This window comes from Bacilli bacterium, from assembly GCA_035326105.1.
Lineage (GTDB): Bacteria > Bacillota_I > Bacilli_A > RFN20 > CAG-826 > UBA7706.
In genome coordinates this window covers 191,109-215,430 of record DAOKYO010000002.1, presented here as the reverse complement: position 1 = coordinate 215,430, position 24,322 = coordinate 191,109, and the positions used below count along the sequence as shown (strand labels likewise).

Here is a 24,322-nt window from a genome sequence, read left to right as displayed (position 1 = left end):
ATATGGAAGAACTTGAAATCAAACTTAAAGAAGCAGGCAAAATTAAACGCTTAACTAATCTGACCTTTTGCTTTCCAGAGAAAATCGGCGATGGTTTTTATACGGCTAATTATTTTTTAAAAAGCAAAAAAATAGTTCACCAATTTTTAAAGGACCATATTGTTACCGAGCAGTGGTTTCAACGCCGCGATGATACGATGGTATGCGGACTGGATGAAGCGATTGCACTTATTCATACTTTTGCCAATAAACCGGAGGATCTGATTATTGAGGCGCTTAATGATGGCGATATTATTCAGGCTAACGAACCGGTTTTGAAAGTCACGGGTCGATACGAAGATTTTGGCTTTTTAGAAAGTTTAATCGACGGTATTTTGGCGCGCAGAAGTAGCGTAGCCACCAATGTTCGCGAAGTATTAAAAGTGGTAAACGGCAAAAATGTTTTCTCCATGGCCGATCGCCAAGATGATTATTTGACGCAAGTAGGAGACGGATATGCTACTTATGTGGCGGGAATAGCAAAAGTTTCTACTGATGCGCAAGCTCATTGGTATGGAGGAAAGGGAGTTGGAACTATGCCCCATGCCCTGATTCAAATCAATGGCGGAGACATTTTGAAAGCCTGCGATATGTATCTAGCGGCGTTTCCGGATGAAAAAGTGACCGCGCTTATTGATTATCATAATGATGTTATTACCGATGGATTAAAGGCAGCACGCCACCTTAAGAAAAAACTTGCCGCCGTTCGCGTCGATACTTCAAAATCGATGGTTGATCATTATTTTGACGATAAGGATACTTCCCGTTTTGATCCGCATGGGGTGTGCAAGGAATTAATCTTTGCCCTTCGAGCGGCTTTGGATAAAGAGGGATTCAATTACGTTAAAATTGTTGTTAGCAGCGGTTTTAACCCGGATAAAATTAAGGAATTTGAAGATGCCCATACTCCGGTGGATACCTACGGGGTAGGCAGTTATTTTGTCATCAATGATACGGTCGGTTATACCGGAGATTTAGTCACTTTGGATGGCAGTGAAGAAGCCAAAGAAGGACGACATAATTATCCTAATTCCCGACTTGAAACCGTAGATTATCCAGTTAATCGGTAAAAAACGTCCTTTTGAAAAGCCTTTTGCTATATTTTTTCATATAATTGGCATTATCTTCGTTGACTATGAAAAAAATTTACATATAATGTAATTGTTAAGGGAGGACTTTATTGATGGATAATATTAAAGATCGGGTGACAATTTATGAGGTCGCAAAAGCCGCGGGAGTATCGCTTGCAACGGTTTCGCGAGTAATAAACAATCATAAGAATGTTACTTTAGAAACGCGGAAAAAAGTCGAGGATACCATTTCTCGCTTAGGCTATAAGCCGAGTGCGCTCGCTCAAGCCTTAGCCACGAATCGGTCTACCAATATCGGAGTTGTTATTCCCCGGGCCAATTATGTTTACATATCGAATATGCTCAATGGTTTAACGGAAGCGGCGCGGGATCGCGGCTATATGCTGTCGTTATTTGTAACTTCGCACAATAAAGAAGAAGCTATCCAGGCGATGAATAAAGTTATAACTTCCCATGTCGACGGGGCTATCATCTTTGATGATGAACTCGATGTTGAAGATACTCAAAAAATCTCTTCTTACCAAGTGCCGGTTATCGCTGTTAATAATAAAATAACCTCCGATAAGGTGGGGTGTATTACCTTTGGATATGAGCATCTTCTAAGAGACATATTGAATAGTTATTTTACGAGCGGCGAGAAGAAAATGTATTTCTTGCATGTTCATAATGCGGGACGGCTTTTAGCGAGAATCGAAAGAAGCTTTGTAACTACGCATATTGACGCGAATAAGAGCTATGGAATTCTAAGCTGCGATGACTCATATACGAAGACTTATTTGGACTTTATCGAGTTCTTTAAGACGACAAAGTCCGGTTACTTCCTTGCTTATCGTGATTCGCTCGCAGCGGCGATTATCAATGCTGCTCGCGATTCGGGATTGAGAATTCCTGAAGATGTCGAAGTCCTTTCAATTATTGGAACCAAATATGCTAATATTATCCGCCCGACCATTTCCAGTATGTATATTGATATGCAACTGGTCGGCCGGAAGGCGATGCAAATGCTAAGTGATCTTATGGCAGGTAAGCTTTCACAAAAGCAAATTAAAGTCGAATCGACCTTTATTAAGCGGGATACGACGAAGGAGTAGTTGTCGATTATCATTTATTTTGATAAAATATCTGTGCGTTGAAGAGACCCAGTACTCATCTTGCTTGAGCAAGTTTGAGGAATTACAACTCGGAGCATCTATTGAAAAATAGCGTTTACTAGCGTTAGTAGTATTGAGGGATGAAATATATTTTCATAACTAAGGTGGTACCACGTTTATCAAGCGTCCTTAGATGGGCGCTTTTATTTTGGAGGAAAGAAATATGGATATTTTCAATGATTTAAAGTATCGCAATCTAATCAAAGACTTTTCTAACGAAAATGAAGTCCGCGAATTATTAAAGACTCCGCAGACGATTTATTGTGGATTCGATCCTTCCGCGAGCAGTATGCATATTGGCAATTTTGTGATGATTTCACTTTTAATGCGACTTCAACAAAGCGGCCATCGAATTATCGCGGTTGTCGGGGGCGCGACTGGAATGATTGGCGATCCGTCGGGCAAAAGCAAAGAACGAAATTTGCAGGATAAGGATACACTGCAAGCCAATACTTTGGCAATCAAAAACCAATTGGAGCGGTTTCTTGATTTGAGTGATCCTCAAAAAGGTCTTATCGTAAATAACTATGATTGGCTGTCAAAATACTCTTATCTAGATTTTCTGCGCGATTTTGGGCGCTATTTTACAATTAACTATATGTTGGCAAAAGATGTAGTTGCCAGTCGTATGGAAACCGGAATTTCCTATACGGAATTCAGTTATATGATTCTTCAATCAGTCGACTTTTTAACACTTCATCAGCAATATCACTGCAATATGCAGATCGGCGGATCCGATCAATGGGGTAATTTAACCGCCGGCCTGGATTTGATTCGCCGTATTGAAGGTCAGGAAGCAAAAGTTGGCTGCATGACCGCCCACCTAATCACTAAAAGTGACGGAAAGAAATTCGGTAAATCGGAAGATGGGGCGTTATTTCTCGATCGGAAATTGACTTCCCCTTATAAACTTTACCAGTACTTTATCAACACCAGTGATGAGGATGCCATTCGTTACTTGAGGGTTTTTACCTTTTTAAGTAAAGATGAAATTGAAAGCATTGCGATTGAACATGGTAGAAACCCATCGCTCCGGCTTGCCCAAAAAACCTTAGCCTATGAAGTGGTAAAAACGATCCACAGTAAAGCCGATGCCGACCGGGTTATCAAGATGAGTGAGTCCTTGTTTTCGGGCGAAGTTACATCTTTGTCCGAGGAAGAAATAACGGAATTGTTCGCTTCATCAATCGTAAAAATTAAAGGTGAATTTGCGCTTGAAGACTTACTTATTGAGGTTAAAGCCGCCAAAAGCAAACGCGAAGCGAGAGAATTTATTCAGGGCAATTCAATCTTAATCAACGGAAATAAACATACCGATCCCACTGAAATTATTACGCAATCCGATGCGTTGTTCGGTCGCTATACTCTTTTAAGACGGGGGAAGAAAAATTATTATTTAATCGAACATACCAACTGAGTATAAAAAAATCATGTCAGTTTGTAAATGATATGAGACCAGAGTAAGGAAGAAGCAAGTAATATGTTAGGCGATGGATGCGACGAGATTTAGTGAGGTAAGTTGTTCACGTTGAGAACATATTTCGTTTTGGAAGATAATGCAATGCCTAAAAAATAACAGACAGTAGATTTTCTTAAAACTAAATCGCCAAGTACCCAAGGCGAATTGTCGGTAGAAAAATGTATGGTGACATTGCCGATTTTATTGTTGATTTTGTATTTTTTGAAAGCTGGATTTTTGGAATATTCCCTATGTCAGATTCTTCGCTTCTGAGACAGAATTTTTCTGTTGTTTTCTATCTCATCATTCGAATAGGTCTTGTTTTTCGGCTCCAAATCGATATGTTCGTTTCTTCATTTTGACATTGAATATTGCATCAAAAGCATTAATTAAAATGCAGTAAACGATTCTATATTGTTGAAATACTGCATTAAATATTTTAAAATAAATGCAGTAAAAGGAGAAAATGATGAGAAAATTTGATTATTCCTTCTTAAAAAACGACAATCTACCATCCGAACTATTAAATATTACTAATTACATTCACGAGGTGAAAAAAGAAGAAGAAGAAAAGAAAAAGCTTAATTCTGAGCTATTTAATAAGTTGATTACTATTGCTAAAGTCCAATCGGTTAAAGGAAGCAACGCGATTGAGGGAATCATTACAACAGACAAAAGAATCAAAGCACTGATGGAACAAAAAATCGAGCCATCAAATCATAATGAAAAAGAAATTGCCGGTTATCGAGATGCCTTAGATATTGTTCATACAAATTATAAAAGTTTATCCTTCGATGAGAAAGATATTCTTAGCCTTCATGACATCATGCTCGCACAAAGTGGATCGCCATTTCGAGGACATTATAAAACAGAAGACAACGCCATCATTGAAATTGACCAATACGGAAATCGTAAACTTAGATTTAAGCCGATAAATGCAAAAGAAACTCCAGAAGCGATGAATCAACTTGTTCTGGCGTACATGGACGCTAGACAAGATTCCAACATTAATCAACTTATTCTTATCCCTTGCGTCATTTTGGATTTTTTGTGCATCCATCCATTTGACGATGGAAATGGAAGAATGTCGAGACTTCTCTCTTTACTTCTTATGTACAAAAGCAATTATGATGTTGGAAAATACATCTCGTTTGAACAGCAAATAAACCTAAACAAGAGATCTTACTACGAGGCATTAAGATTTTCTTCGCAATCTTGGGAAGAAGGCAAAAATGATTACTCATACTTTATCAAAAACTTTATTATCACGCTCTATAAATGCTATTTGGAATTAGAAAAACGATTAGCAACAGTCGGGCTTAAAAAAATAAAGAAAGAAGAACGAATAAAAATGGTGCTGTTAAACAGCCTCCTTCCAATGTCAAAACAAGAGATACTCGCTATCGTGCCCGATATCAGCGGTTCAACCATCGAAAGAGTTTTAGCAAGCATGCTTAAAGATGGGCAAATAGAAAAATATGGTTCTTTTAAAGATGCGAAATACAAAAGAAAATGATACATGTTTGTTTCTTCCTTCCGCATGTTTATTTAATATGTGATTTAAGTAGTTTAGCCTGTCCTCGCACATCGAGACGGTGGTTAATATGATTTAAAAAAAGACTATAAACATCAAACATTTCTCTGTTTTTGGTGATTGCAATAATTAAAAGTATTTGTTTTAAGGTGCTAAAAAGTTTGTTAGTGTTAGTCTGAAATGATGTGAGGCCGGGGTGAGGAAGAAGCAAGTTATATGTTAGGCGATGGATGCGATAAGGTCTCATTTGTTTAATGAGATTTTCGCAAGAATATAATTTTGCGTAGTTATAAAAGTGGGCTCGATTATTATGGTGACTACGGTCGACCTTACATCGTGTCTTAAACATCTGGGGCGGATCAACTTATGCTGAATCCCGAGGGATTTACAAAAAACGTCGAATGGTTGAATAAGAAGAGTGTTTCCGATAGAGATATATAAATCGTTTGCGGTAAGTTCCGTCGATGGTGGTGTAGCGGTAGTAGCGCGGTTCGCATCCAAAGTATTAACTTTGCCCTCCATAGGAATGAATAATACATCCATTTGTCATTTTTTCACCGAGGGAAGTGGGAGTTTGACAGGGCTTAAAAACATATGGTTTGTGCTTTTTCTTGATCACATCACAAAAACCAGGACGTTTCAATGGGCGATAGCGGGAAGCGTAATGGCGATTTAGAACCTTTCTATAAAGTTATCAAGCATTACAGCATCCAGAATAAATCATCTTTTATATTTCTTCGCTTTGAAGTCGCACATCAATATTAATAAAGCAATCAATTGAGTATAAAAAAAGATCCGAACGATAAATTCGGATCTTTTCTTTACTAGTATCAATCACCCAGCCTAGCCAAACTTTAAAACTAAAGCAAGCGGTTGTAGTATTCGATAATTTGAGCTTCGTTGATGTCTTGAACAACTTCGCTACGCTCTGGTAAACGTTCAAACTTGCCGATAGCTTTTTCCTTATCGACGCTAACGAAAGCGGGAATAACCGCAACGCTATCGAGGGACTCCCGAACGACTTTGAGGTTAAGGCTATTTTCCTTAAGACCAATTACGTCGCCGGTGGAACAAAGATATGATGGTAAGTCGACTTTCTTGCCATTAACCACGACGTGTCCGTGATTGACGAGTTGACGAGCCGCTTTCCGTGTACGGGCTAAGCCCATCCGGAAAACGAGATTATCAAGACGACTTTCAAGAATACGAATGAAAGCAAGACCAGTAACCTCCTTGCTCTTTAAAGCAAGATGGAATAAACGTTGAAATTGACGCTCGTTAACGCCGTAGGTTTGCCGAAGCTTTTGCTTTTCAATAAGTTGCTTGCCATATTCAGACGGCTTCCGCTTCCGCGAATTGCCATGCTGACCAGGACCGTAAGGCCGTTTAGCAAGTTCCTTACCAGTTTCAAGCGTCGAGTAGCCAAGCCGCCGCGAACGTTTCCAATCAGAACCGGTATATCTCATGATATGTTTCCTCCTTTGGTATTATTTGCATAATAAGACAAAGGTGCAAATCCTCATTCCGGATGTTTCCATGATGGCTTTCACCTTGTAGCTAAGGGTACTCGACCGCGTAAAGTGGGAACATTAGACGAATGATATTTGCATGCTGCTTACATGCTTTTTGATTATAATAATTATCCGGGTCATTGTCAATGCAAAAGGGATATTTTTCTACGCTTGCCCAAAGGAAAAAAATAGATAAAAGAGAAGTATTGGTCGTAGTCAGGATGATAAAAAATAAAAATATAAGCGTTAATCGCGTAGGCAAGTATCATTGCAACAAATATATGCATATATTTGCGAGTTATCCGTAATCAATTTACTTTCAATAAGATCCATAATATACTAATTACAACAGGTGGAGGAGCGCGTATGTATTTAAGCATTGATTGGGAAAATATTGATATAACGAATCTAATTCTTTATATTTTAGGGGCTCTAGTACTGGTTTTTATTTTAATTTTAATCATTAGAAGAATCTTTTTTTACAACCGTAAAAATCGGAAGATGGTACGTGATTTAAAAAGAAAGTACGATTACATTCATAGCCTTTTACTCAATCAAGACGCCGGCTATATCAATCGCCTCGAAAGTGTAGCCAACGTTAATCTTTTGGCTCGTCCTCAATTTGAAGAATACAATAAACGCTATACGATGCTACGCGATCAGACCGATGCCTATGCGGTCCAAGCTTTAAGGAAGATGAATGAAAATATTCAAAGTAAACATAAACGCCAATTCAAAGAAGTCTACAACCGCCAAAAACCCGCTATTATCATTTTCGAACGCGATGTATTGGCGCTTAATAAAGAATTAAGCCAACTGGTTAAACCGGAGGAGGATGCCCGCCAAGCGGCCGTGGAGCAAAAAGAATACCTCCGTCAACTTGTCAACAAGTATCAAAACCATCGCGATGAATTAATGTTGGTCGAAGATAGTTTTGATAAAGCGTTTGCCAATATGGAGAAGATTTTTGCTAGTTATGATAAGGCCGTTGAAATCGGCAATTACGATGAATCCAAGGAAATACTTAAAAAGATTTCTAAGATTATACTTTCGCTTGATAAAATTACGGATGTGCTTCCTGAGTTGTGTTTAAAAGCCGCGACGGTGGTACCGCAAAAAATTGACGATATGGAACGCCAATTTAATCAGATGAGTGCGGAGGGCTATCCCTTACACCACATTACTTCACGTCCTGGCATCGATGGAATGCGGACGGACTTAAATGCGATTATTTCCGATATAAAACAATTTGATGTTCAAAATGTAAGCGAAAATTTAAATAAAATTTCCGATCGGATAAACGAGATTTTAACTGCCTTTGGACGAGAAAAAGATCAGCGCGTTATTTTTGAAAATGAGTATGACGGGGTTTACAACAATGTGATTGAAATCGAACGGTCATTCATTAAGCTGGCCAATAGAATGCCGACTATTCAAAACATTTACACCATGGACAACGAAAAAGTCCAAGAATTGGAGATTATTAAGAATCAAATAGATCAAGTTTCCTTGATTAAGCGCACCCTGGATACATTTATCCACTCGTCCACTCGTCAACCATACAGCCTTTTAGTTGATAAAATGCATAATTTGGCCGATAAGACGATAGCGACAAAACAATTAATAGATGCTTATCATACCTACCTAGAAAACTTGAAAACCGATGCTGAAAACGCCTTTACGCTCATCAATGCCCTGTTCTATAAACTTAAGGCGGCGGAGAAGAGCGTTCGTGATGTAGGCGTTAACAAGTATGCGGAGCAATTCGCCTCCAGTTTTGATAAGTGCTACTCGCTTATAAGTACAATCAACGACTTGCTTCATGTCCAGCCAATCGATTTGGTGGCGGTGAACGGTACGGTGGCCCAGCTACAGAATAAAGCCGAGACGCTTCTTAATCAAATTGATAAGGATTATAACTTGGCAATTTTGGCCGAGAATGCCATTGTGTACGCTAACGTTTATCGGGGGACATTTACCGATGTTCAAACCATGCTCCGACAGGATGAGTTAAGTTTCAATGATGGTGGCTTTGAACAAGCCTATATTGATGCCGGCAATATATTAAAAAGGTATCGGTCAAATTAATGATATATTTTGATAATGCCGCCACCACGGCTTTAGAGCCGCAGATTTTGCATGATTTTGAAAAGTTGTCGGTGAAATACTTTGCCAATCCCAACAGTGTTCATCAATTGGGCAATGAATCAAATAAAGTTTTAAATGAGTCTCGCAAGAGACTGATTGATAGTCTGGCCGATTCTTCTTTCAGGCTGATATTTACGAGTGGAGCTACTGAGGGAAATAATACTTTTATCAAAGGGGCGGCTCTCAACTACAAGAATCGCGGTATGCACTTAATCACTTCATTAGGTGAACATCCATCCGTACTGGATGCATTTTTTCAGTTGCGTGATCAATTTGGATTTTCTTTGACCATAGTTCCCCTGCAGAATAACGGGGAAATCAATTATGATTACTTGGCGAAAAGCCTTCGACCGGATACGATCCTAGTTTCCATTATGCAGGTCAATAATGAAACGGGCGCCATCAATGATATGAAGCGAATTAGCCAAATTGTAAGGCAAAATCCACGGACACTGCTCCATAGTGATGTCACCCAGAGCATTGGTAAAGTGGATATTCCATTTGCGTTACTTGACGCCTTTTGCTTCTCCGCGCATAAAATTCACGGATTAAAGGGTTCGGGGGCGCTCCTATTGCGCAAAGAAATAAATCTTATTCCGCTTTTTAGTGGCGGTGGTCAGGAGGAAGGGTATCGCAGTGGGACGCAATCATTGGTTCCGGATATTCTATTAGCCAAGACCGTCCGTTTGGCACTCGAGCAACAGTCGGGAGATTATATACAGGTAAAATCGGTATTCGACTATCTTTACCATGAATTAGGTCAGATAAATGACATTGAGCTAAATAGCACGGATTTATTCCCCTATATAATCAATTTTTCCTTAAAAACAGCCAAGGCTTCCGTCGTGGTTGAAGATTTGTCTAACCACGGGATTATGGTTTCGACGGTTGCGGCCTGCAGTGCAAAAAAACACCGGGCCAGTCAAGTTATAGCATCGATGTTTGATGATCAAAAGCGAGCCGAAAATACAATCCGGCTCTCGCTATGCTCTGATAACACCATTGAAGAAGCAAAAACATTTATGAGCGTATTGATTAAAATATTGCGAGGTATAAAAAAATGAATTCAAACTTATTTCATCGCTTGATGATTCACTATGGCGAACTTTCGACCAAGGGAAAAAATCGCGCCCAGTTCATACGGCGCTTGGAACATAATATTCGGCATTCACTCAAAGATTTTTCTATTTCAAAAATAACTTCTGTGCACGATCATATTTACATTGATTTTGACGAAGAAGAAGGCGACAAGATCATTAGGCGTTTGCAAGATGTGAGTGGCATTCACGCGATATCGCCGGTTATGAAAGTGAACTCTGATCTTGATTCAATTGAGAAAATAGCTTTAGAAGTAGCTATTGACAGCCAGGCAAGCACGTTTAAGGTCCAGACAAAGCGGTTAGATAAGGCATATCCGATTCATTCTGAAACCATCAATCGCAGTGTCGGGGGATTTATACTTGAAAACTCTTCACTTCGGGTGGATGTACATGATCCGGACTTTATTATCCGTATTCAAATTCTAAGTGATGGAGCATTAATTCTCGGCAAATCAGTTCCCGGGGCCGGCGGTTATCCGCTAGGAACCGGCGGGAAGGCACTATTACTGTTAAGTGGCGGTATCGACTCGCCAGTGGCGGCCTATTCACTTATCCGACGAGGAATTGAGGTTGAGTGTCTTCACTTTGCTGCCCCACCCTATACGCAGGTTGGAGTCATTGATAAGTTAGAGGATCTTTTGCGGGTTCTAACTCGCTATCAAAGTAAAATACGACTTCACATTGTCTCCTTTACCAATCTGCAACTATCAATTTATAAGTATTCAAACGAGGGATACCCGATTACGGTTATGCGGCGGATGATGTTAAGGATTGCCGAACGCTTTGCTGCCCATAAAAGAATATCGGCGCTGGCAACCGGTGAATCCTTAGGTCAAGTCGCTTCGCAGACTCTAAAAAGCCTTTATGTCATCAATAATGTCACGACGATGCCAATTATTCGTCCGCTTGCCGTGATGGATAAACTTCAGATTATAGAAATCGCCAAAAAAATCGGAACATATGAGATTTCTATTCGCCCTTTCGAAGATTGTTGCACGATATTTGCTCCCAAGAATCCCAAGACAATGCCCCATATGTATGAAGTGCGATCAATTGAGGAGAAGTGGGATTTTAAATCGGAAATCGATGAAATTATGAAGTCAATAACCGTTAAGGAAATTACCGAAAAAAGTAAATTAGACGATATTTTTTAAATCTTTACTTGCCTATTAAAAAATGAAAACCCCCTCATCGCAAAGATAAGGGGGCATTTTTATGTCGAAATTATATAAGCATCTGCATCATCGCTTACCCTGATCATAGGGGATGCCTTCACTCTTCGGAGCCCGTGAATTCCGCGATGAGAACATAAGCACGGCAAGGGTGGCGATAAACGGAAGCATTTTGAAAAACCACGCGATCGAAAGATCGCTGATTGCGGGAATTAAGTAGTAGGTTGAGGCAAAGGATTTGGTGATGCCAAAAAACAGTGCCGCCCAAACAATTTTCTCCGGTTTCCATTGGCCAAAAATTAAAACGGCAATGGCTAAGAATCCATAACCATTAACGTTTCCGTCAAAGGATACGGTCGAGGAAATTATGTAGGCCAATCCTCCTAGTCCGGCTAAGCAACCGGATATGATTGTGCCGGCCCATCGATAGTGATATACATTGATACCGACGGAATCGGCGGCTTGAGGATGCTCGCCACAGGCGCTAAGTCTAAGCCCAAATCTTGTTTTACGAATCACAATCCAAGAAATAATCCAAATGGCGATACCGATATAGAGCATGATATTTATCTTACGGAAAAAGATATCGCCTATAACTGGGATATCGCCCAAAAATGGCACTTTTTGAATTAAGAAACTGGTTGAAAACTGAATGTTCTTTACATCTTGCGGACTCAATGCCCGAGTTGCGTAGATCACTACGGCCGGAGCGAGCAAGTTCAAGGCGGTTCCACCAATTGTCTGATCGGCTTTCATGTTGATTGCTGAAAAGGCCAAAAGGCTGGAAAATAAACCGCCGGCAATCATCGATATGATACCCGCCAGAATAAGCATTAAATTACTATTTAGGGGCGAGCCGGCATTTTCCATAATGCGAATAAAGCCGATTCCAAAGAAGGCCCCAAAAACCATTGCTCCTTCAAGTGCAATGTTAATGACACCTGATTTTTCTGAAAACATTCCTCCGAGGGCAACAATTAAAAGCGGGACAGAGAAAATGAAAGACTCACGAATAATTGTATATAGTATGTCCATTACTTCACCAAAGTTCATATTTTACTCTCCTCTGAAGTTGCGGTTTCATTATCCTCAAGGGATTTGCGCTTTTCCTTCTTTTTCTGTCGATTGTAATGGAAGCGACGAATCACTTCGGAAGCTAAAAGAGCAAAGGCGGAGAAATAAACAATGATGGAAACAATGATGTCGACAATTTCCGTCTTGAATCCATATGATTGAATGAAGTGGCCTCCGCGTTCGATAAAGGTAATAAATCCGGAAGCGAAGATTATACCAATCGGATTCGACATACCCAGCAGGGCGACCGCGATACCATTAAAGCCCATTGCCGATAGACTGTCCTCCGGAGTGTAGAAAGTTCCGGATCTAAATGCGCCTCCGGCAAGAATGAAGATTGCCCCGCCTAGGCCGCTTAAGGCTCCGGCGATCGTCATCGAAAGAATAATATTCTTCTTCTCGTTGATACCGCCGTAGCGGGCAGCATCGCGATTTAAACCGCACGCCTTAAGTTCATAGCCAAATGTCGTTTTATTCAAGATAATATAAATGATAATCGCGGCTAGAATCGCTAGAATAAAGCCGATGTCAATCGCCGAATTGGGAAAAATATTACGTAGTCCCCATGTGGGAAGGTAAGCAGTCGAGGCAAAGGCTTTGGTTTGGGCCTTGTTGGAGTCATAAAGAATTCCTCCGCCGAGTCCGTAGATAAGGGCGTTGACCATATACATCCCAATGTAGTTGAGCATAATGGATGAAATGACTTCATTGGTATTAAAGTACGCTTTAAATAAGCCGGGAAGAAAACCCCAGATGGCTCCGCCAAGAATACCGGCGAGAATGGCAACCAACCATTGAATTTGACCGAATGATGAGCCTAAAACGCCAACTACGATGGCGCAAAACATTCCGACCGTATATTGCCCGGAGGCTCCAATATTGAACAATCCGGTTTTAAAGGCAAATCCGACGGATAAGCCGGTACAAAGTAACGGGGCGCCGTAATATAACCAGTTGCCAATTTCCTTACTGCCATAGCGAAACACCCAACCGCCAATCATCTCAAAAAAGCCGGGTATGGCGTAATTTGGCGAAGTAATAATCATTACCAGAAGTCCGATTAGCAATCCACAGACAATGGCTAATAAGGATGCGACGAATGATTTGAAACCTTTTTGGGCGACCAGTTTACGCATCATTTGCGGAAAGTTCCTGAAAAAAGAGGGGATTTTCTGAGTAAAAATGCGACTGACAAAAAGTCCAATCATGAGCAAGATATTTTTAATTTGCGGCAATAGTTTCATGATCTTTGTTTTCCTTTCCGCCCGCCATATAAATTCCCAGTTCGCGAACATTGGTCTTCTTCGGATCAAGCTCGGCGACAATCTTTCCTTCATACATAACCAATATACGATCACTCACGTTCATGACTTCATCCAGTTCGAGCGAGATAAGCAGAATCGCTTTTCCTTGGTCGCGCTGTTTAATCAGTTCTTTATGAATGTATTCGATGGCCCCGACATCAAGACCGCGCACGAGCTGAACCGCGAGCAGTACGTTGCCCCCGGTGGTGACTTCCCGAGCGATAATCGCTTTCTGTTGGTTTCCGCCGGACATTGATCGTGCACTTGTGCGCGAACCTTGGGCGGTTCGCACGTCAAATTGTTTAATAAGTTCGTCGGCATAGTTATAGACGGCCGGATAATTCAAAAATCCGTGCCGTGAAAAAGGTCTCCGATGATATTTCTTAAGTGCCATATTATAGGCTAAATTATAGTCGAGAATAAGCCCGTATTTATGTCGATCTTCCGGTATGTGGCTTAATCCGGCCTCATTGCGATGAAAAATACTGCGATGCGTAACATCTTCACCATTAAGTATAATTCTTCCCGACTCGGCTTTTAGTAAACCGGAAATTCCATAGGCAAGTTCACTTTGGCCATTGCCTTCAATTCCCGCGATACAGACAATTTCTCCGGCCTTAACTTCAAAGGAAACATTGTTTACCACCGCTTTTTTGGAAAAATGACTCCTGATAGTTAAATTTTCAACTTTAAGAAGAGTGTCTTTCACCACGGAGACTTGCTTATCGATGGTGAATTCGACATCCCGTCCGACCATCATAAAGGAAAGCGACTCCTTATTGACATTTTTGGTATCGACCGTACCCACAAGTTTACCTTTGCGCAGAACCGTGACGCGGTCAGAGATAGCCATGATTTCGTTAAGCTTATGCGAGATAAAGAGAATGGATTTCCCCTCTTTTGCCATCTCGCGCATTATCAGCATCAGTTCGTCAATTTCCTGCGGAGTCAAAACGGCCGTCGGTTCATCAAAAATCAAAATGTCATTATTCCGATATAGCATCTTTAATATTTCCACGCGCTGTTGCATACCAACGCTGATATCTTCAACTTTCGCATCCAAATCAATCGCCAATCCATACTTCTTGGATAATTCGACGATACTTGAACGAATTTTTTTGCGTTGTAAAAATCCATAATTGTTCGGTTCATTTCCTAAAATAATATTATCGAGCACTGTAAAACACTCAACCAGTTTAAAATGCTGATGAACCATGCCAATACCGAGGGCATTGGCATCATTGGGATTATTTATTCTTACAACTTCGCCATTTTTTAGTATTTCACCCTTTTCTGGTTTATATAAACCAAAAAGGACGCTCATAAGGGTAGACTTTCCGGCTCCATTTTCACCTAACAAAGCATGAATCTCACCCTTTTTAAGGGTTAATGATATGTCGTCATTAGCAATAATGCCAGGAAACTCTTTCGTAATATGGCGCATTTCAATCACATAAGGTTGATCCATATGCTGTTGCTCCTTTATAAAGAAAAGGAGGGCAAAATATTTTTGCCCTCCAGATAAAACTAGGCAATGTAAGTAATAGCAATATTGTCCAAAAGCGCGTCCGTTCCGGTTACGGCATCCTTTGGATCGGTTGGCATATAGTTTTCGACGATCATTGATAATGGAACTAATGTGCCATCGGCAATTTCGTCATAGACGGTTTGATATTCAGCTAGAGTCCAGGTGTTGAAGCCCCATGATTCATCGGCAGTTGGCAAGCCGACGCCGTCTTTGCTTGCGTCAAGATTCCAAGTCTCACCGCCAACCCAGGTGCCATCGTAGTGAGCGGTTAAAGCTTCGATAACCGAAGCGCCTAAACCTTTCATCGCAGAAGTGATGACCGTGGTCGGAGAATCGTTATATTGATCAACGTCAACCCCGATAACTTTTCCGCTTTCTTCAACTGCGGCTAGCATGACGGATTGACCAACCGAACCACCGCAGGCGAAAATCACTTCGGTTCCGGATTGATACCAAGTCTTGGATAGAGCTTTAATCTCGGGAGTGGCTTTGAAATCACCCGTGTAGTGATAAGTTAATTCGACGTTCGTCGACATTTCTTCCGCCGCTTCATTAGCGCCGGCAGCAAAGCCGAGTCCGTAGCGAACGACGGCAGGAACGGCCATACCACCCATAAAACCTAGCTTAGTAAAGCCATCTTTAACAGCGCCATAGCCGGCAAGGAATCCGGCCTGTTCTTCCGCGTAAAGAATCGGTTGGACATTACTGCTGGTCTTATATTCAGTATAATCGGCATTATGGGGTTCACCATCAAGAAGAATGAAATGAACTTCCGGATATTGATCTTGAACGAGGAAGATCGGTTCCTCAAAAAGATATCCCGGAGTAACGACAACTTTCGCACCATTGGAGATAGCCAGTTCAATCGCATCGACATAAGCCGTGGTTGACTTCTCAGATGGTCTGTAGTACTGATGGGAAATGGAATGTTCAGCCGTATAAGCCTTCACACCTTCCCACGCCCCTTGGTTAAAGGATTTGTCATCGATATCGCCAATATCGGTAATAAGGGCGATTTCCGCTTGCTTGGTTCCGCAACTGGATAGTCCAGCGGCAAGGCCAAGAGTAGCTAATCCGACCAAACTAAAACTAAGTGATTTTTTCATATTTCCTCCTTTTGAAAAAACGAGTCTTAGCATGCAACTTAGCAATTATGCAGTCCCATCAAGAAATCATCTGACAAATTTCAAGATGAAAAGACACGAATACTATTCAATAGTTTCGTGCAATATTAACGACCATCATTATCGTGTTCGGTTGCATACTTATAATATAGCGAGGCCGTTCTTCTTTGTCAATGATAATCAAATGAAAGCGGTCAACTTTACAACTAGTTAGTTATGTTTAACATTTTGCATAAAAAAAAGATTGCATTTGCAATCTTTTAAAATCAGAATTAATTACTTATTTAGCGATTTTTTAGCGACATCAACCAAGGACTTAAAAGCGTCAAAATCATTAATTGCCAATTCGCTAAGCATCTTGCGGTTAACTTCAACTCCCGCGAGATTTAAGCCATTCATGAAACGGCTATAGGAAATGTCGCACATCCGGCAGGCGGCATTAATCCGTCTAATCCACAATTTACGATAATCACGCTTAACATTCCGCCGATCGTTATACGCATAGCGTAAACTATGCATCACTTGTTCTTTAGCGGTCCGATATAACAAATGTTTTGAACCAAAATATCCGCTGGCTCTCTTCAGAATTTTCTTCCGCCGAGCGCGAGTCTGAACACTACCTTTTACTCTTGCCATACTTATTTTCCTCCTTACTTGACAATAAGATACTTAACCCGTTTGATATCGCTCTTACTGACGAGAGCGACCTTACGTAAGTGTCTCTTTTGTTTGTGGGTTTTGTGGGGCGCAAGGTGCGAAGTATAAGCATGATGACGAACCACATTACCGTCACCGGTAACCTTGATGCGCTTCATTAAAGCGCGTTTGCTCTTCATTTTTGGCATAAATGTATCCTCCTATTTTTTGACTTTTGATGCTAAAATGGCGTTTAAGAATCGACCGTCCATGAAAGGTTGCTTTTCAACGATTCCGTTTTCGGCGACAAGGGCAATAAAATCATTCATTACCTGTTCACCAACCTCGATGTGACTCATTTGCCGACCGCGGAACTTAATGGAAACTTTAACCTTATTTCCGGCGATAAGAAACTTGTTTGCCGCGCTGGCTTTGGTCTCAAGATCATGAGTATCAATAACCGGTGACATCCGAATTTCTTTTAGTTCAACAACTTTTTGAGCCTTCTTTTGCTCTTTGGCTTTTTTCTGAAGTTCAAACCGATACTTTCCGTAATTTAAAATCTTACAGACGGGTGGATTGGCTTGGGGAGCGACACAAAATAAATCAAGATTGTACTGATTATTGGCTAAGCGAATAGCATCATTTCGGGACATGACTCCGAGTTGATCGCCATCAGGGCCGATAACGAGAACAGTATTCGCCCGAATATTCTCATTGATTGGATCAATTTTTTTCTCCGGACGTTTGCGACTTTGATTGTTGTAATAAATAATGGTTTCCTCCTTAATTATTGCCTTGAATAAAGAAAACGGACGCGAAACGCGCCCGTTAAATTTCAACTCATCGTAGTTCACAACCTACCAGCCGAAGCCAATCAGGTGAGAAGCGGGCGCCTCTTCTTTCTACGTATTCTCTAAGCGCAGTAATACTATCATTATTACGCCTGCTTGTCAACGCTCGACGAAAATTATTTTAAATAAAGGCGAACGGAGGATATGTTTGCGATATGCCGCAAATGCTAGTTAACTATTCACGAACCGGCAAACTTTTGCTAACAACTTCCGTTTGTACTTTTTTCATAAAGTCGTCAAGGCCAACTTTTACCTGCAACTCACTTCCGTATGGACGGAAGGTTACGGATTTTTCTTCCATTTCCTTATCGCCAATAACCAGGGTATAAGGAATCTTTTTGATTTGGGCCTGTCTTAAGCGATAACCGAGTTTTTCGTTGGAATCATCGACTTTTGCCCGGATATTAATGGCCTGCAGTTTGGACAAAACCTCTTTGGCATAGCCACTATGAACTTCATTGTTAACGGGTAAAATTCGCACTTGTTCCGGCGATAACCAAAGTGGAAATGCTCCGGCGAAATTCTCGGTTAAGATTCCAATAAAGCGTTCCACGGAGCCGAAGATTGCCCGGTGAAGCATGATCGGGCGTTGCTTGGTATTATTCTCATCAATATAGGTAACGTTAAAGCGTTCAGGAAGATTCATATCGAGCTGAATGGTTCCGCATTGCCAAACCCGGTTTAATGAATCGCGAAGTTTAAAATCAAGTTTAGGTCCATAGAAAGCACCATCGCCGGGATTAAGTTTATATTCTTTGCCGACAGCGCGGCAGGCTTTCGCCAGGGCTGCTTCCGCTAAATCCCAAATTTTAATGTCGCCAATATATTTTTTCTCGGGACGAGTCGACAGCTCGATATTGTATGAAAGTCCAAAAACAGCGTATATTTTATCGAAAAGATGCAATAACTTTTCAAGTTCGTCTTCCAATTGGTCGGGCCGGCAGAAGACATGGGCATCGTCCTGAGTAAAGGTGCGAACTCGGAATAAGCCGTTTAAGGCGCCGCTTGCTTCATGACGATGAACAAGTCCCAGTTCCCCCATTCTTATTGGCAGGTCTTTATATGAATGTAAATCGTTCTTATAAACAAGGATGCCACCCGGGCAATTCATGGGCTTAATCGCGAATTCTTGCTCATCAATTTTTGTCGTATACATATTGTCCTTGTAGTTTGACCAGTGACCGGAAATTTCCCATAATTGGCGATTGAGCATAATCGGTGTCTTCACAAAAACATAGCCCTCTTTGGTGTGAATGTCATACCAGAAATTCTCAAGCTCGTTGCGAAGAATCATGCCATTCGGTAACCAAAATGGCATTCCGGGACCAAACTCACTAATCATGAATAATCCCAACTCGCGCCCCAATTTCTTGTGATCGCGCTTCTTGGCTTCTTCAAGATTGGCTAAGAAATTCTTAAGATCTTCCTCATTAAAAAATGCCGTGCCATAAATGCGAACTAACTGTTTGTTTTTCGAATCGCCGCGCCAATAAGCGCCGGCAACCGACTGTAACTTGAAATGCTTAATGTAACCGGTTGAAGGCAGATGGGGACCCGTGCATAAATCAACGAAGTCGCCTTGCTCATAAACGGATATCTGCCCCTCAATTCCAGCGATTAACTCAAGTTTATAGGGGTTATTTGCAAAAATTTTCTTAGCCTCATCCTTGGTAACATCGCGGCGAATAATCGGCAAATTTTCCTTGCTGATTTTCTTCATTTCCGCTTCTATTTTTGCAAAATCACCATCGGTAATAATCGCATCTTTAAAGTCGATATCATAATAAAATCCATCTTCGATGGCAGGTCCAAAGCCGAATAATGCCTGCGGGTAAAGATGACTGATTGCGTGGGCCAATAGATGGGAAGTACTATGACGAAGCAGTTCGAGTGCCTCACCATCATCTTCCGTCAAAAATGATAAATCACCCTCATCGAGAATAGGCGAACGTAAATCGAAAAGCTGCCCATTTAACCTATAGGCCAAGGTTTTCTTAATGCCAAGCAATTTCATCAAGTCGAAGCCAGAAAGTCCTCTTTCAACCGACATTTCCTTTTCATCAATAATCAATTTCATGCGTTCTCCTCCTAAATAAAAAGGCATCCGTATAAGGACGCCTGAACGTGTTACCACCTTAATTCGAAGAAACAAATTCTTCGCACTCAAATCCATAACGGGGAATCCGTCTAATTCATCATTAGAAGCTCCAGAGCGGTTTCATTCAATTCCCCTATTGGCTTGCACCCAACGCCAACTCTCTAAAAAGTAAGACTTGAAGACATGTCTCTTTCGTCGCAAGTAAACTATATACTATTTATTCAATTAAATAAACTACTTTACACCAATTTTTTTAGAAAGCCCGCAGCCGATGGTTCCCGGACCGGTATGGGCACAGACATTAATTGATAGGTCAGAAACATTCAGATCAAACTTGGGCATCAATTCGCCGGCTGCTTTTCTAACCATTTCTAACAATTCGGGTTTAGTGTCAAAAACGACAACATTAAGATTATATTCATCAGGCGAAAGTTTCATATTTGCCAGTTTAACAATCTCTTCGCGAATGGTCTTTTTAATATTGCGCGTAGTCGCTTCTTTTTCAATCACACCATTCTTAAATGCTAAAATGGGTTTAATCCCTAATAGATTGCCGACCGCCGCGACTGTCGGGGATATTCTTCCGCCATTTTTAAGATGAGTTAGATTTTCAGGAATAAAGAAAAGCCAGCCATCGGTACGGCGATTTAAGCAGATCTTCTCAATCTCGTCGCGTCCGAGACCTAAATCCGCGTAGTGTTTGGCGGTAAGAACGTTTTCGGCCATATACCGGCATATTGACAATGAATCGATGACTGTAATTTTTCCCGGCCAATTCTCCCCACAGGTTTTAGTAAATAAATCGTACATACTGGATAAATGACTCGAAATAGTAAAGTGTATGATTTCATCGTAACCTTGCGCAAAGATATTGTTAAAATATAATTCAATTTCGTATGGAGTCGGAGTTGATGTCTTAATTTTATGACCGCCTCTCATCATTTTGGCTAGTGAAATATTGGTTATATCAATTCCATCATGGTACTCGGTTTCATCGACAATAACGTTTAATGGAAGGACAAAAATACCTAATTCGTGGGCTTTTTCTTGGCTGATGGAGAGCGTCGAATCACTGCTGATGGCAATCTTACTCATGGAATTAATCCTCGTTTCATTAACATTATAATCAAAAACCTAGTTGTTAGCACTACCTTTATTCAGAAAGCCGAAAGCGGCTCCGCCAATTAATCCCGCATCCTGATCAAATCCGGCTGGTTTAATTATAACTTCGGGGTGACGGCGGATTAGTTCATCCAGAAAAACATCGGCGCTCTTCATAACCCCACCAGTCAAAACGATGATTGACGGAGAAAAAGCCGCGACAATATCCGAAAAAAAGGAATCCAAAATATCCACCCAATCATTAAAAACGGGGAAAATTTCGGTGTCACGAAGGCGGATACGTTCAAAAAATTGCGATGTTCTTTCAATTTCAATGCCGTTTAAACGGCATAAAGTGATAATTCCTGACCCGGAAGCGATTTTTTCAAGTTCATAATAAGAATTATGATAATTCACAAGCGTATGACCGATCTCGTTGGAATATTGACAAATCTTTCGATCTTGAATATAGGCGCCGCCAATTCCGGTCGATATGGTGATAAAAAAAGTTGAATAGAAGTCCTTACCTTGACCTATCGCGGCTTCCGCAAGCCCAGCCATCTCGGCATCGTTACGGACCATGGCGGGAATTTTAAAGTAATATTCGATATACTCGCGAAGCGGAATGTTTTCGATATGAATGTTCGGTAAGGCATCGATAAAACCATTAGACCGAACTCTACCGGGTACCCCCATCGAAATTGCGATCGGATTATACTTTTTATAGTCGAGATCAGTAATTATTTCCGCAACTTGCTTCAAAAAGAGATCAACCGATCCAACTATAGTCGAACGTCTAAGCGAATTGACAATTTGATATTTGTCATTGATAATCGCCGCCCGTAAATTTGTACCGCCAATATCCAAAGAGATAACATACTGCATTTTAAATATCCTTTATTTCATTGACATTAACAATCCGCATAAAATTTGTTCTTCCACTGCCTGTAGGAGTTCCGCCGGTAATGATGATTGGACTGCCTGCGAGAAGACCTAAATCATGAGACTTAATAAGAGCCAGCGCTTCCATATCTTCAATTAGTTGCGGAAGTTGCTTTATTACGATGGTATTAATTCCCCAATAAAGACCAAGATTCAAAGCGGTCTCACGCCGATGTGAAACAACGATAATTGGGCAAGAAGGCCGGGCTTTTGAAATGCGGCATCCGGACATTCCGGTTTCCGAAAAACAAAAGATCAAACGAGCTCCGATCAAATTGGCAGTATTGGCAACCGAATTTGCAATCGCATCGGAATTGTTCTTTTCCGAAGTCGAATAAGCTTCTTCCGCCAATGCGCGATAATCAAGGTGCTGTTCAATGGTGGCACTAATTTTCGCTTGCATAGCCACCGCTTCTATTGGGTAATCGCCAGAAGCGCTCTCGGCGGATAGCATTACGGCATCAGTTGACTCGCGAATTGCGGTGGCAACATCACTTACCTCGGCCCGCGTGGGAACAGGATGGGTTACCATCGAGTCCAGCATCTGGGTTGCGGTAATAACCGGTTTTCCGATTTGACGGCATTTCCGAATTAACTCCTCTTGGTAAACGGGGACTAATTCCGGAGGAACTTCCACTCCTAAGTCACCCCGTGCAACCATAATACCATCGGCGACTTTCAAAATTTCGTCAATGCGATCAACGCCTTCTTTATTTTCAATTTTAGCGATAACGGGGACATTGTTCCTCCCGGCATCTTCGCACACTTTTTTAATTTGCAAAATATCATCCGGTCGCCGACAAAAACTGGCGGCAATCATGTCGATGCCATTTTGGCAACCAAAAGTAATGTCGTCACGGTCAATATCGCTCACATAGGGCATCGACAGCCGAGCAAATGGGGCATTCACGCCCTTACGGTTTTTTAGAAAGTGACTATTTAGCGCCTGACAAACCAATTCGTGCTGACTATCATCCTTTTCAACTATTAAAAGATTCAAATTGCCGTCATCGATTTTAATGTGATCGCCAATTTTAACATCATCATATAGGCCGGGATAAGAAACCGAAAACTTATCGGCCGTTCCCAAGACTTCATCCATCGATATGCGCACAATTTTATCGCGATCTATTTTCACACCCCCATTTTCAAACAGGTGGCAACGAATTTCCGGCCCTTTCGTATCGAGCATAACCGGAATAAAGACTCCGCGTTCTTTCTCAATTCTTCGGGCAATCTTAATGCGATTGAGATGTTCATCATAACTGCCATGGGAAAAATTTAAGCGCATGACATTCATTCCCGCATCCAAAAGGGCGGATATTTTCTCATAAGATTCGCTGGCGGGACCGATGGTACAAACGATTTTAGTTTTTTTGCTGATATTGAACATTTTCTTACCTCAAAACTTTCTACGATGTGATTACTTTAAGGTGGCAATGACATCAATTAATTCTTTTGTTGAATCCTTCTTCATAACCAAAGCTTCATTGATGTCAAAATCAACGAGTTTTCCGTCTTTCATTCCGACGCATCTTCCGCCCTTGCCTTCAAGCAACAAGTTGATAGCGTAAACACCAAGTCGGGCTGATAAAACGCGGTCAAAAGCGGACGGAGATCCACCCCGTTGAATGTGGCCAAGGACAGTCGTCCGAGTATCAAATCCAGTTTTTTCGGCAATCATTTCGGCAAACTGATTAAGATCGGGAATTAATTTTTCCGAGACTATGACCAAAGCGTGACGAGCCCGATTCATATGAATATGCCGCAGTTTGGCGATAACTTCATCATCATCTGGTCGATACTCGGGAGATAATATCAAATCTGCTCCGCAGGCAGTACCGCCGAAAAGAGCCAAATCACCGCAGTGATTGCCCATAACTTCAATTATTGAACACCGTTGATGAGAAGAGGAAGTATCCCGTAATTTATCAACGGCTTGAACGATTGTATTTAAACAGGTATCAAAACCGATAGTGTAGTCGGTAGATGAGATATCATTGTCAATAGTGCCAGGAAGGCCAATGCAGTTAATTCCTAACTTGGTTAAAGCCATCGCGCCTTTGTAGGTCCCATCGCCACCGATGGTCACAAGCGCATCGATTCCATGACGCTTCAAATTCTCCACGGCTTTTTTCTGGACTTCGATGGTTGCAAATTCAGGAAGACGGGCGGTACGAATAATCGTTCCCCCTCGCATCAAAATTTCACTCACGAAACTACGATCGACTTCGATGATGTCATCATCAACCAAGCCTTTGTAGCCTTCAAAAACCGCATACATTTTTAGACCGTTTTTAATTCCCGCGCGGACGATTGCTCTAATGGCAGCATTCATGCCCGGTGCATCACCGCCGGAAGTCAAAACACCGACTTTTTTAATCATAAAAAGATAACCTCCTAGTTTCAATGAAACTATCAAACTAATGTTAACACATACATGGGGTAAAATTAAA

At 41.2% G+C, this 24,322-nt stretch carries 20 protein-coding genes and 2 other annotated features; of the genes, 7 read left to right on the top strand and 13 right to left on the bottom strand.

Annotation, left to right across the window (positions count from 1 at the left end):
* Positions 1-2 precede the first annotated feature (2 nt).
* From PKC96_05250 to PKC96_05235, 4 genes are all read left to right on the top strand, one after another.
* Positions 3-1,109, top strand: coding sequence for a nicotinate phosphoribosyltransferase (locus PKC96_05250; protein ID HMM00731.1), 1,107 nt, complete (start codon positions 3-5; stop codon positions 1,107-1,109).
* 113 nt (positions 1,110-1,222) lie between these two features.
* A complete protein-coding gene (locus PKC96_05245) occupies positions 1,223-2,221 on the top strand; it encodes a LacI family DNA-binding transcriptional regulator (protein HMM00730.1) in 999 nt (332 codons plus the stop codon).
* Positions 2,222-2,444: 223 nt separating this feature from the next.
* Positions 2,445-3,698: a tyrosine--tRNA ligase gene (gene tyrS / locus PKC96_05240; protein HMM00729.1), complete on the top strand. Its 1,254-nt coding sequence runs from the start codon at positions 2,445-2,447 to the stop codon at positions 3,696-3,698.
* Between the two features lie 508 nt (positions 3,699-4,206).
* Entirely contained in the window at positions 4,207-5,256 is a 1,050-nt protein-coding gene (locus tag PKC96_05235; GenBank protein ID HMM00728.1) for a Fic family protein, read from the top strand.
* Between the two features lie 878 nt (positions 5,257-6,134).
* On the opposite strand, the gene rpsD is transcribed toward PKC96_05235, so the two are convergent.
* Positions 6,135-6,743: a 30S ribosomal protein S4 gene (rpsD, locus tag PKC96_05230; protein HMM00727.1), complete on the bottom strand. Its 609-nt coding sequence runs from the start codon at positions 6,741-6,743 to the stop codon at positions 6,135-6,137.
* 408 nt (positions 6,744-7,151) lie between these two features.
* On the opposite strand from rpsD, the gene PKC96_05225 reads away from it, so the two are divergent.
* The 3 genes from PKC96_05225 to thiI are packed head-to-tail and all read left to right on the top strand — an operon-like array spanning position 7,152 to position 11,187.
* Positions 7,152-8,873, top strand: coding sequence for a septation ring formation regulator EzrA (locus tag PKC96_05225; protein HMM00726.1), 1,722 nt, complete (start codon positions 7,152-7,154; stop codon positions 8,871-8,873).
* Positions 8,873-9,997, top strand: coding sequence for a cysteine desulfurase family protein (locus PKC96_05220; protein HMM00725.1), 1,125 nt, complete (start codon positions 8,873-8,875; stop codon positions 9,995-9,997). Before PKC96_05225 ends, PKC96_05220 begins: the two co-directional genes overlap by 1 nt.
* The gene (gene thiI, locus PKC96_05215) at positions 9,994-11,187 is read left to right on the top strand and encodes a tRNA uracil 4-sulfurtransferase ThiI (GenBank protein HMM00724.1); all 1,194 of its coding nucleotides are present in this window, start codon (positions 9,994-9,996) and stop codon (positions 11,185-11,187) included. Before PKC96_05220 ends, thiI begins: the two co-directional genes overlap by 4 nt.
* An 87-nt stretch (positions 11,188-11,274) precedes the next feature.
* Here the strand turns inward: thiI and PKC96_05210 are convergent, their stop codons facing one another.
* From PKC96_05210 to pfkA, 12 genes are all read right to left on the bottom strand, one after another.
* Complete coding sequence (locus PKC96_05210) at positions 11,275-12,240, bottom strand: ABC transporter permease (GenBank protein ID HMM00723.1); 966 nt, start codon at positions 12,238-12,240, stop codon at positions 11,275-11,277.
* Positions 12,241-12,254: 14 nt separating this feature from the next.
* Positions 12,255-13,418: an ABC transporter permease gene (locus PKC96_05205; GenBank protein HMM00722.1), complete on the bottom strand. Its 1,164-nt coding sequence runs from the start codon at positions 13,416-13,418 to the stop codon at positions 12,255-12,257.
* 82 nt (positions 13,419-13,500) lie between these two features.
* Entirely contained in the window at positions 13,501-15,051 is a 1,551-nt protein-coding gene (locus PKC96_05200) for an ABC transporter ATP-binding protein (GenBank protein HMM00721.1), read from the bottom strand.
* Between the two features lie 59 nt (positions 15,052-15,110).
* Positions 15,111-16,217 carry a BMP family ABC transporter substrate-binding protein gene (locus tag PKC96_05195; protein HMM00720.1) on the bottom strand — a complete coding sequence of 369 codons (1,107 nt, stop codon included), beginning with the start codon at positions 16,215-16,217 and terminating at the stop codon, positions 15,111-15,113.
* Positions 16,218-16,511: 294 nt separating this feature from the next.
* Complete coding sequence (gene rplT, locus PKC96_05190; GenBank protein HMM00719.1) at positions 16,512-16,871, bottom strand: 50S ribosomal protein L20; 360 nt, start codon at positions 16,869-16,871, stop codon at positions 16,512-16,514.
* Between the two features lie 14 nt (positions 16,872-16,885).
* Positions 16,886-17,080 (bottom strand): 50S ribosomal protein L35, encoded by a 195-nt coding sequence (gene rpmI, locus PKC96_05185; protein ID HMM00718.1) that lies wholly within the window; start codon positions 17,078-17,080, stop codon positions 16,886-16,888.
* Between the two features lie 12 nt (positions 17,081-17,092).
* Positions 17,093-17,593 carry a translation initiation factor IF-3 gene (gene infC, locus PKC96_05180; protein HMM00717.1) on the bottom strand — a complete coding sequence of 167 codons (501 nt, stop codon included), beginning with the start codon at positions 17,591-17,593 and terminating at the stop codon, positions 17,093-17,095.
* 75 nt (positions 17,594-17,668) lie between these two features.
* Positions 17,669-17,781 (bottom strand) — a sequence feature (ribosomal protein L20 leader region).
* 119 nt (positions 17,782-17,900) lie between these two features.
* Complete coding sequence (gene thrS / locus PKC96_05175) at positions 17,901-19,802, bottom strand: threonine--tRNA ligase (protein HMM00716.1); 1,902 nt, start codon at positions 19,800-19,802, stop codon at positions 17,901-17,903.
* A gap of 30 nt (positions 19,803-19,832) precedes the next feature.
* Positions 19,833-20,028, bottom strand: a binding site (T-box leader).
* A 29-nt stretch (positions 20,029-20,057) separates the two neighbouring features.
* The gene (locus PKC96_05170; GenBank protein ID HMM00715.1) at positions 20,058-20,918 is read right to left on the bottom strand and encodes a DegV family protein; all 861 of its coding nucleotides are present in this window, start codon (positions 20,916-20,918) and stop codon (positions 20,058-20,060) included.
* Between the two features lie 39 nt (positions 20,919-20,957).
* Entirely contained in the window at positions 20,958-21,809 is an 852-nt protein-coding gene (locus PKC96_05165; protein HMM00714.1) for an ROK family protein, read from the bottom strand.
* A 1-nt stretch (position 21,810) separates the two neighbouring features.
* A complete protein-coding gene (gene pyk, locus PKC96_05160) occupies positions 21,811-23,259 on the bottom strand; it encodes a pyruvate kinase (protein ID HMM00713.1) in 1,449 nt (482 codons plus the stop codon).
* 30 nt (positions 23,260-23,289) lie between these two features.
* Complete coding sequence (pfkA, locus tag PKC96_05155; GenBank protein HMM00712.1) at positions 23,290-24,249, bottom strand: 6-phosphofructokinase; 960 nt, start codon at positions 24,247-24,249, stop codon at positions 23,290-23,292.
* Positions 24,250-24,322: the final 73 nt, after the last annotated feature.

Bases quoted from the DNA above. Each gene is read 5' to 3' on its own strand.
- PKC96_05225 (HMM00726.1), top strand. From the start codon at position 7,152: ATGTATTTAAGCATTGATTGGGAAAATATTGATATAACGAATCTAATT.
- PKC96_05235 (HMM00728.1), top strand. From the start codon at position 4,207: ATGATGAGAAAATTTGATTATTCCTTCTTAAAAAACGACAATCTACCA.
- PKC96_05250 (HMM00731.1), top strand. From the start codon at position 3: ATGGAAGAACTTGAAATCAAACTTAAAGAAGCAGGCAAAATTAAACGC.
- PKC96_05245 (HMM00730.1), top strand. From the start codon at position 1,223: ATGGATAATATTAAAGATCGGGTGACAATTTATGAGGTCGCAAAAGCC.
- thrS (HMM00716.1), bottom strand. From the start codon at position 19,802: ATGAAATTGATTATTGATGAAAAGGAAATGTCGGTTGAAAGAGGACTT.
- PKC96_05220 (HMM00725.1), top strand. From the start codon at position 8,873: ATGATATATTTTGATAATGCCGCCACCACGGCTTTAGAGCCGCAGATT.
- rpmI (HMM00718.1), bottom strand. From the start codon at position 17,080: ATGCCAAAAATGAAGAGCAAACGCGCTTTAATGAAGCGCATCAAGGTT.
- rplT (HMM00719.1), bottom strand. From the start codon at position 16,871: ATGGCAAGAGTAAAAGGTAGTGTTCAGACTCGCGCTCGGCGGAAGAAA.
- PKC96_05200 (HMM00721.1), bottom strand. From the start codon at position 15,051: ATGGATCAACCTTATGTGATTGAAATGCGCCATATTACGAAAGAGTTT.
- pyk (HMM00713.1), bottom strand. From the start codon at position 23,259: ATGTTCAATATCAGCAAAAAAACTAAAATCGTTTGTACCATCGGTCCC.
- PKC96_05205 (HMM00722.1), bottom strand. From the start codon at position 13,418: ATGATGCGTAAACTGGTCGCCCAAAAAGGTTTCAAATCATTCGTCGCA.
- PKC96_05170 (HMM00715.1), bottom strand. From the start codon at position 20,918: ATGAGTAAGATTGCCATCAGCAGTGATTCGACGCTCTCCATCAGCCAA.
- PKC96_05195 (HMM00720.1), bottom strand. From the start codon at position 16,217: ATGAAAAAATCACTTAGTTTTAGTTTGGTCGGATTAGCTACTCTTGGC.
- PKC96_05210 (HMM00723.1), bottom strand. From the start codon at position 12,240: ATGGACATACTATATACAATTATTCGTGAGTCTTTCATTTTCTCTGTC.
- thiI (HMM00724.1), top strand. From the start codon at position 9,994: ATGAATTCAAACTTATTTCATCGCTTGATGATTCACTATGGCGAACTT.
- PKC96_05165 (HMM00714.1), bottom strand. From the start codon at position 21,809: ATGCAGTATGTTATCTCTTTGGATATTGGCGGTACAAATTTACGGGCG.
- tyrS (HMM00729.1), top strand. From the start codon at position 2,445: ATGGATATTTTCAATGATTTAAAGTATCGCAATCTAATCAAAGACTTT.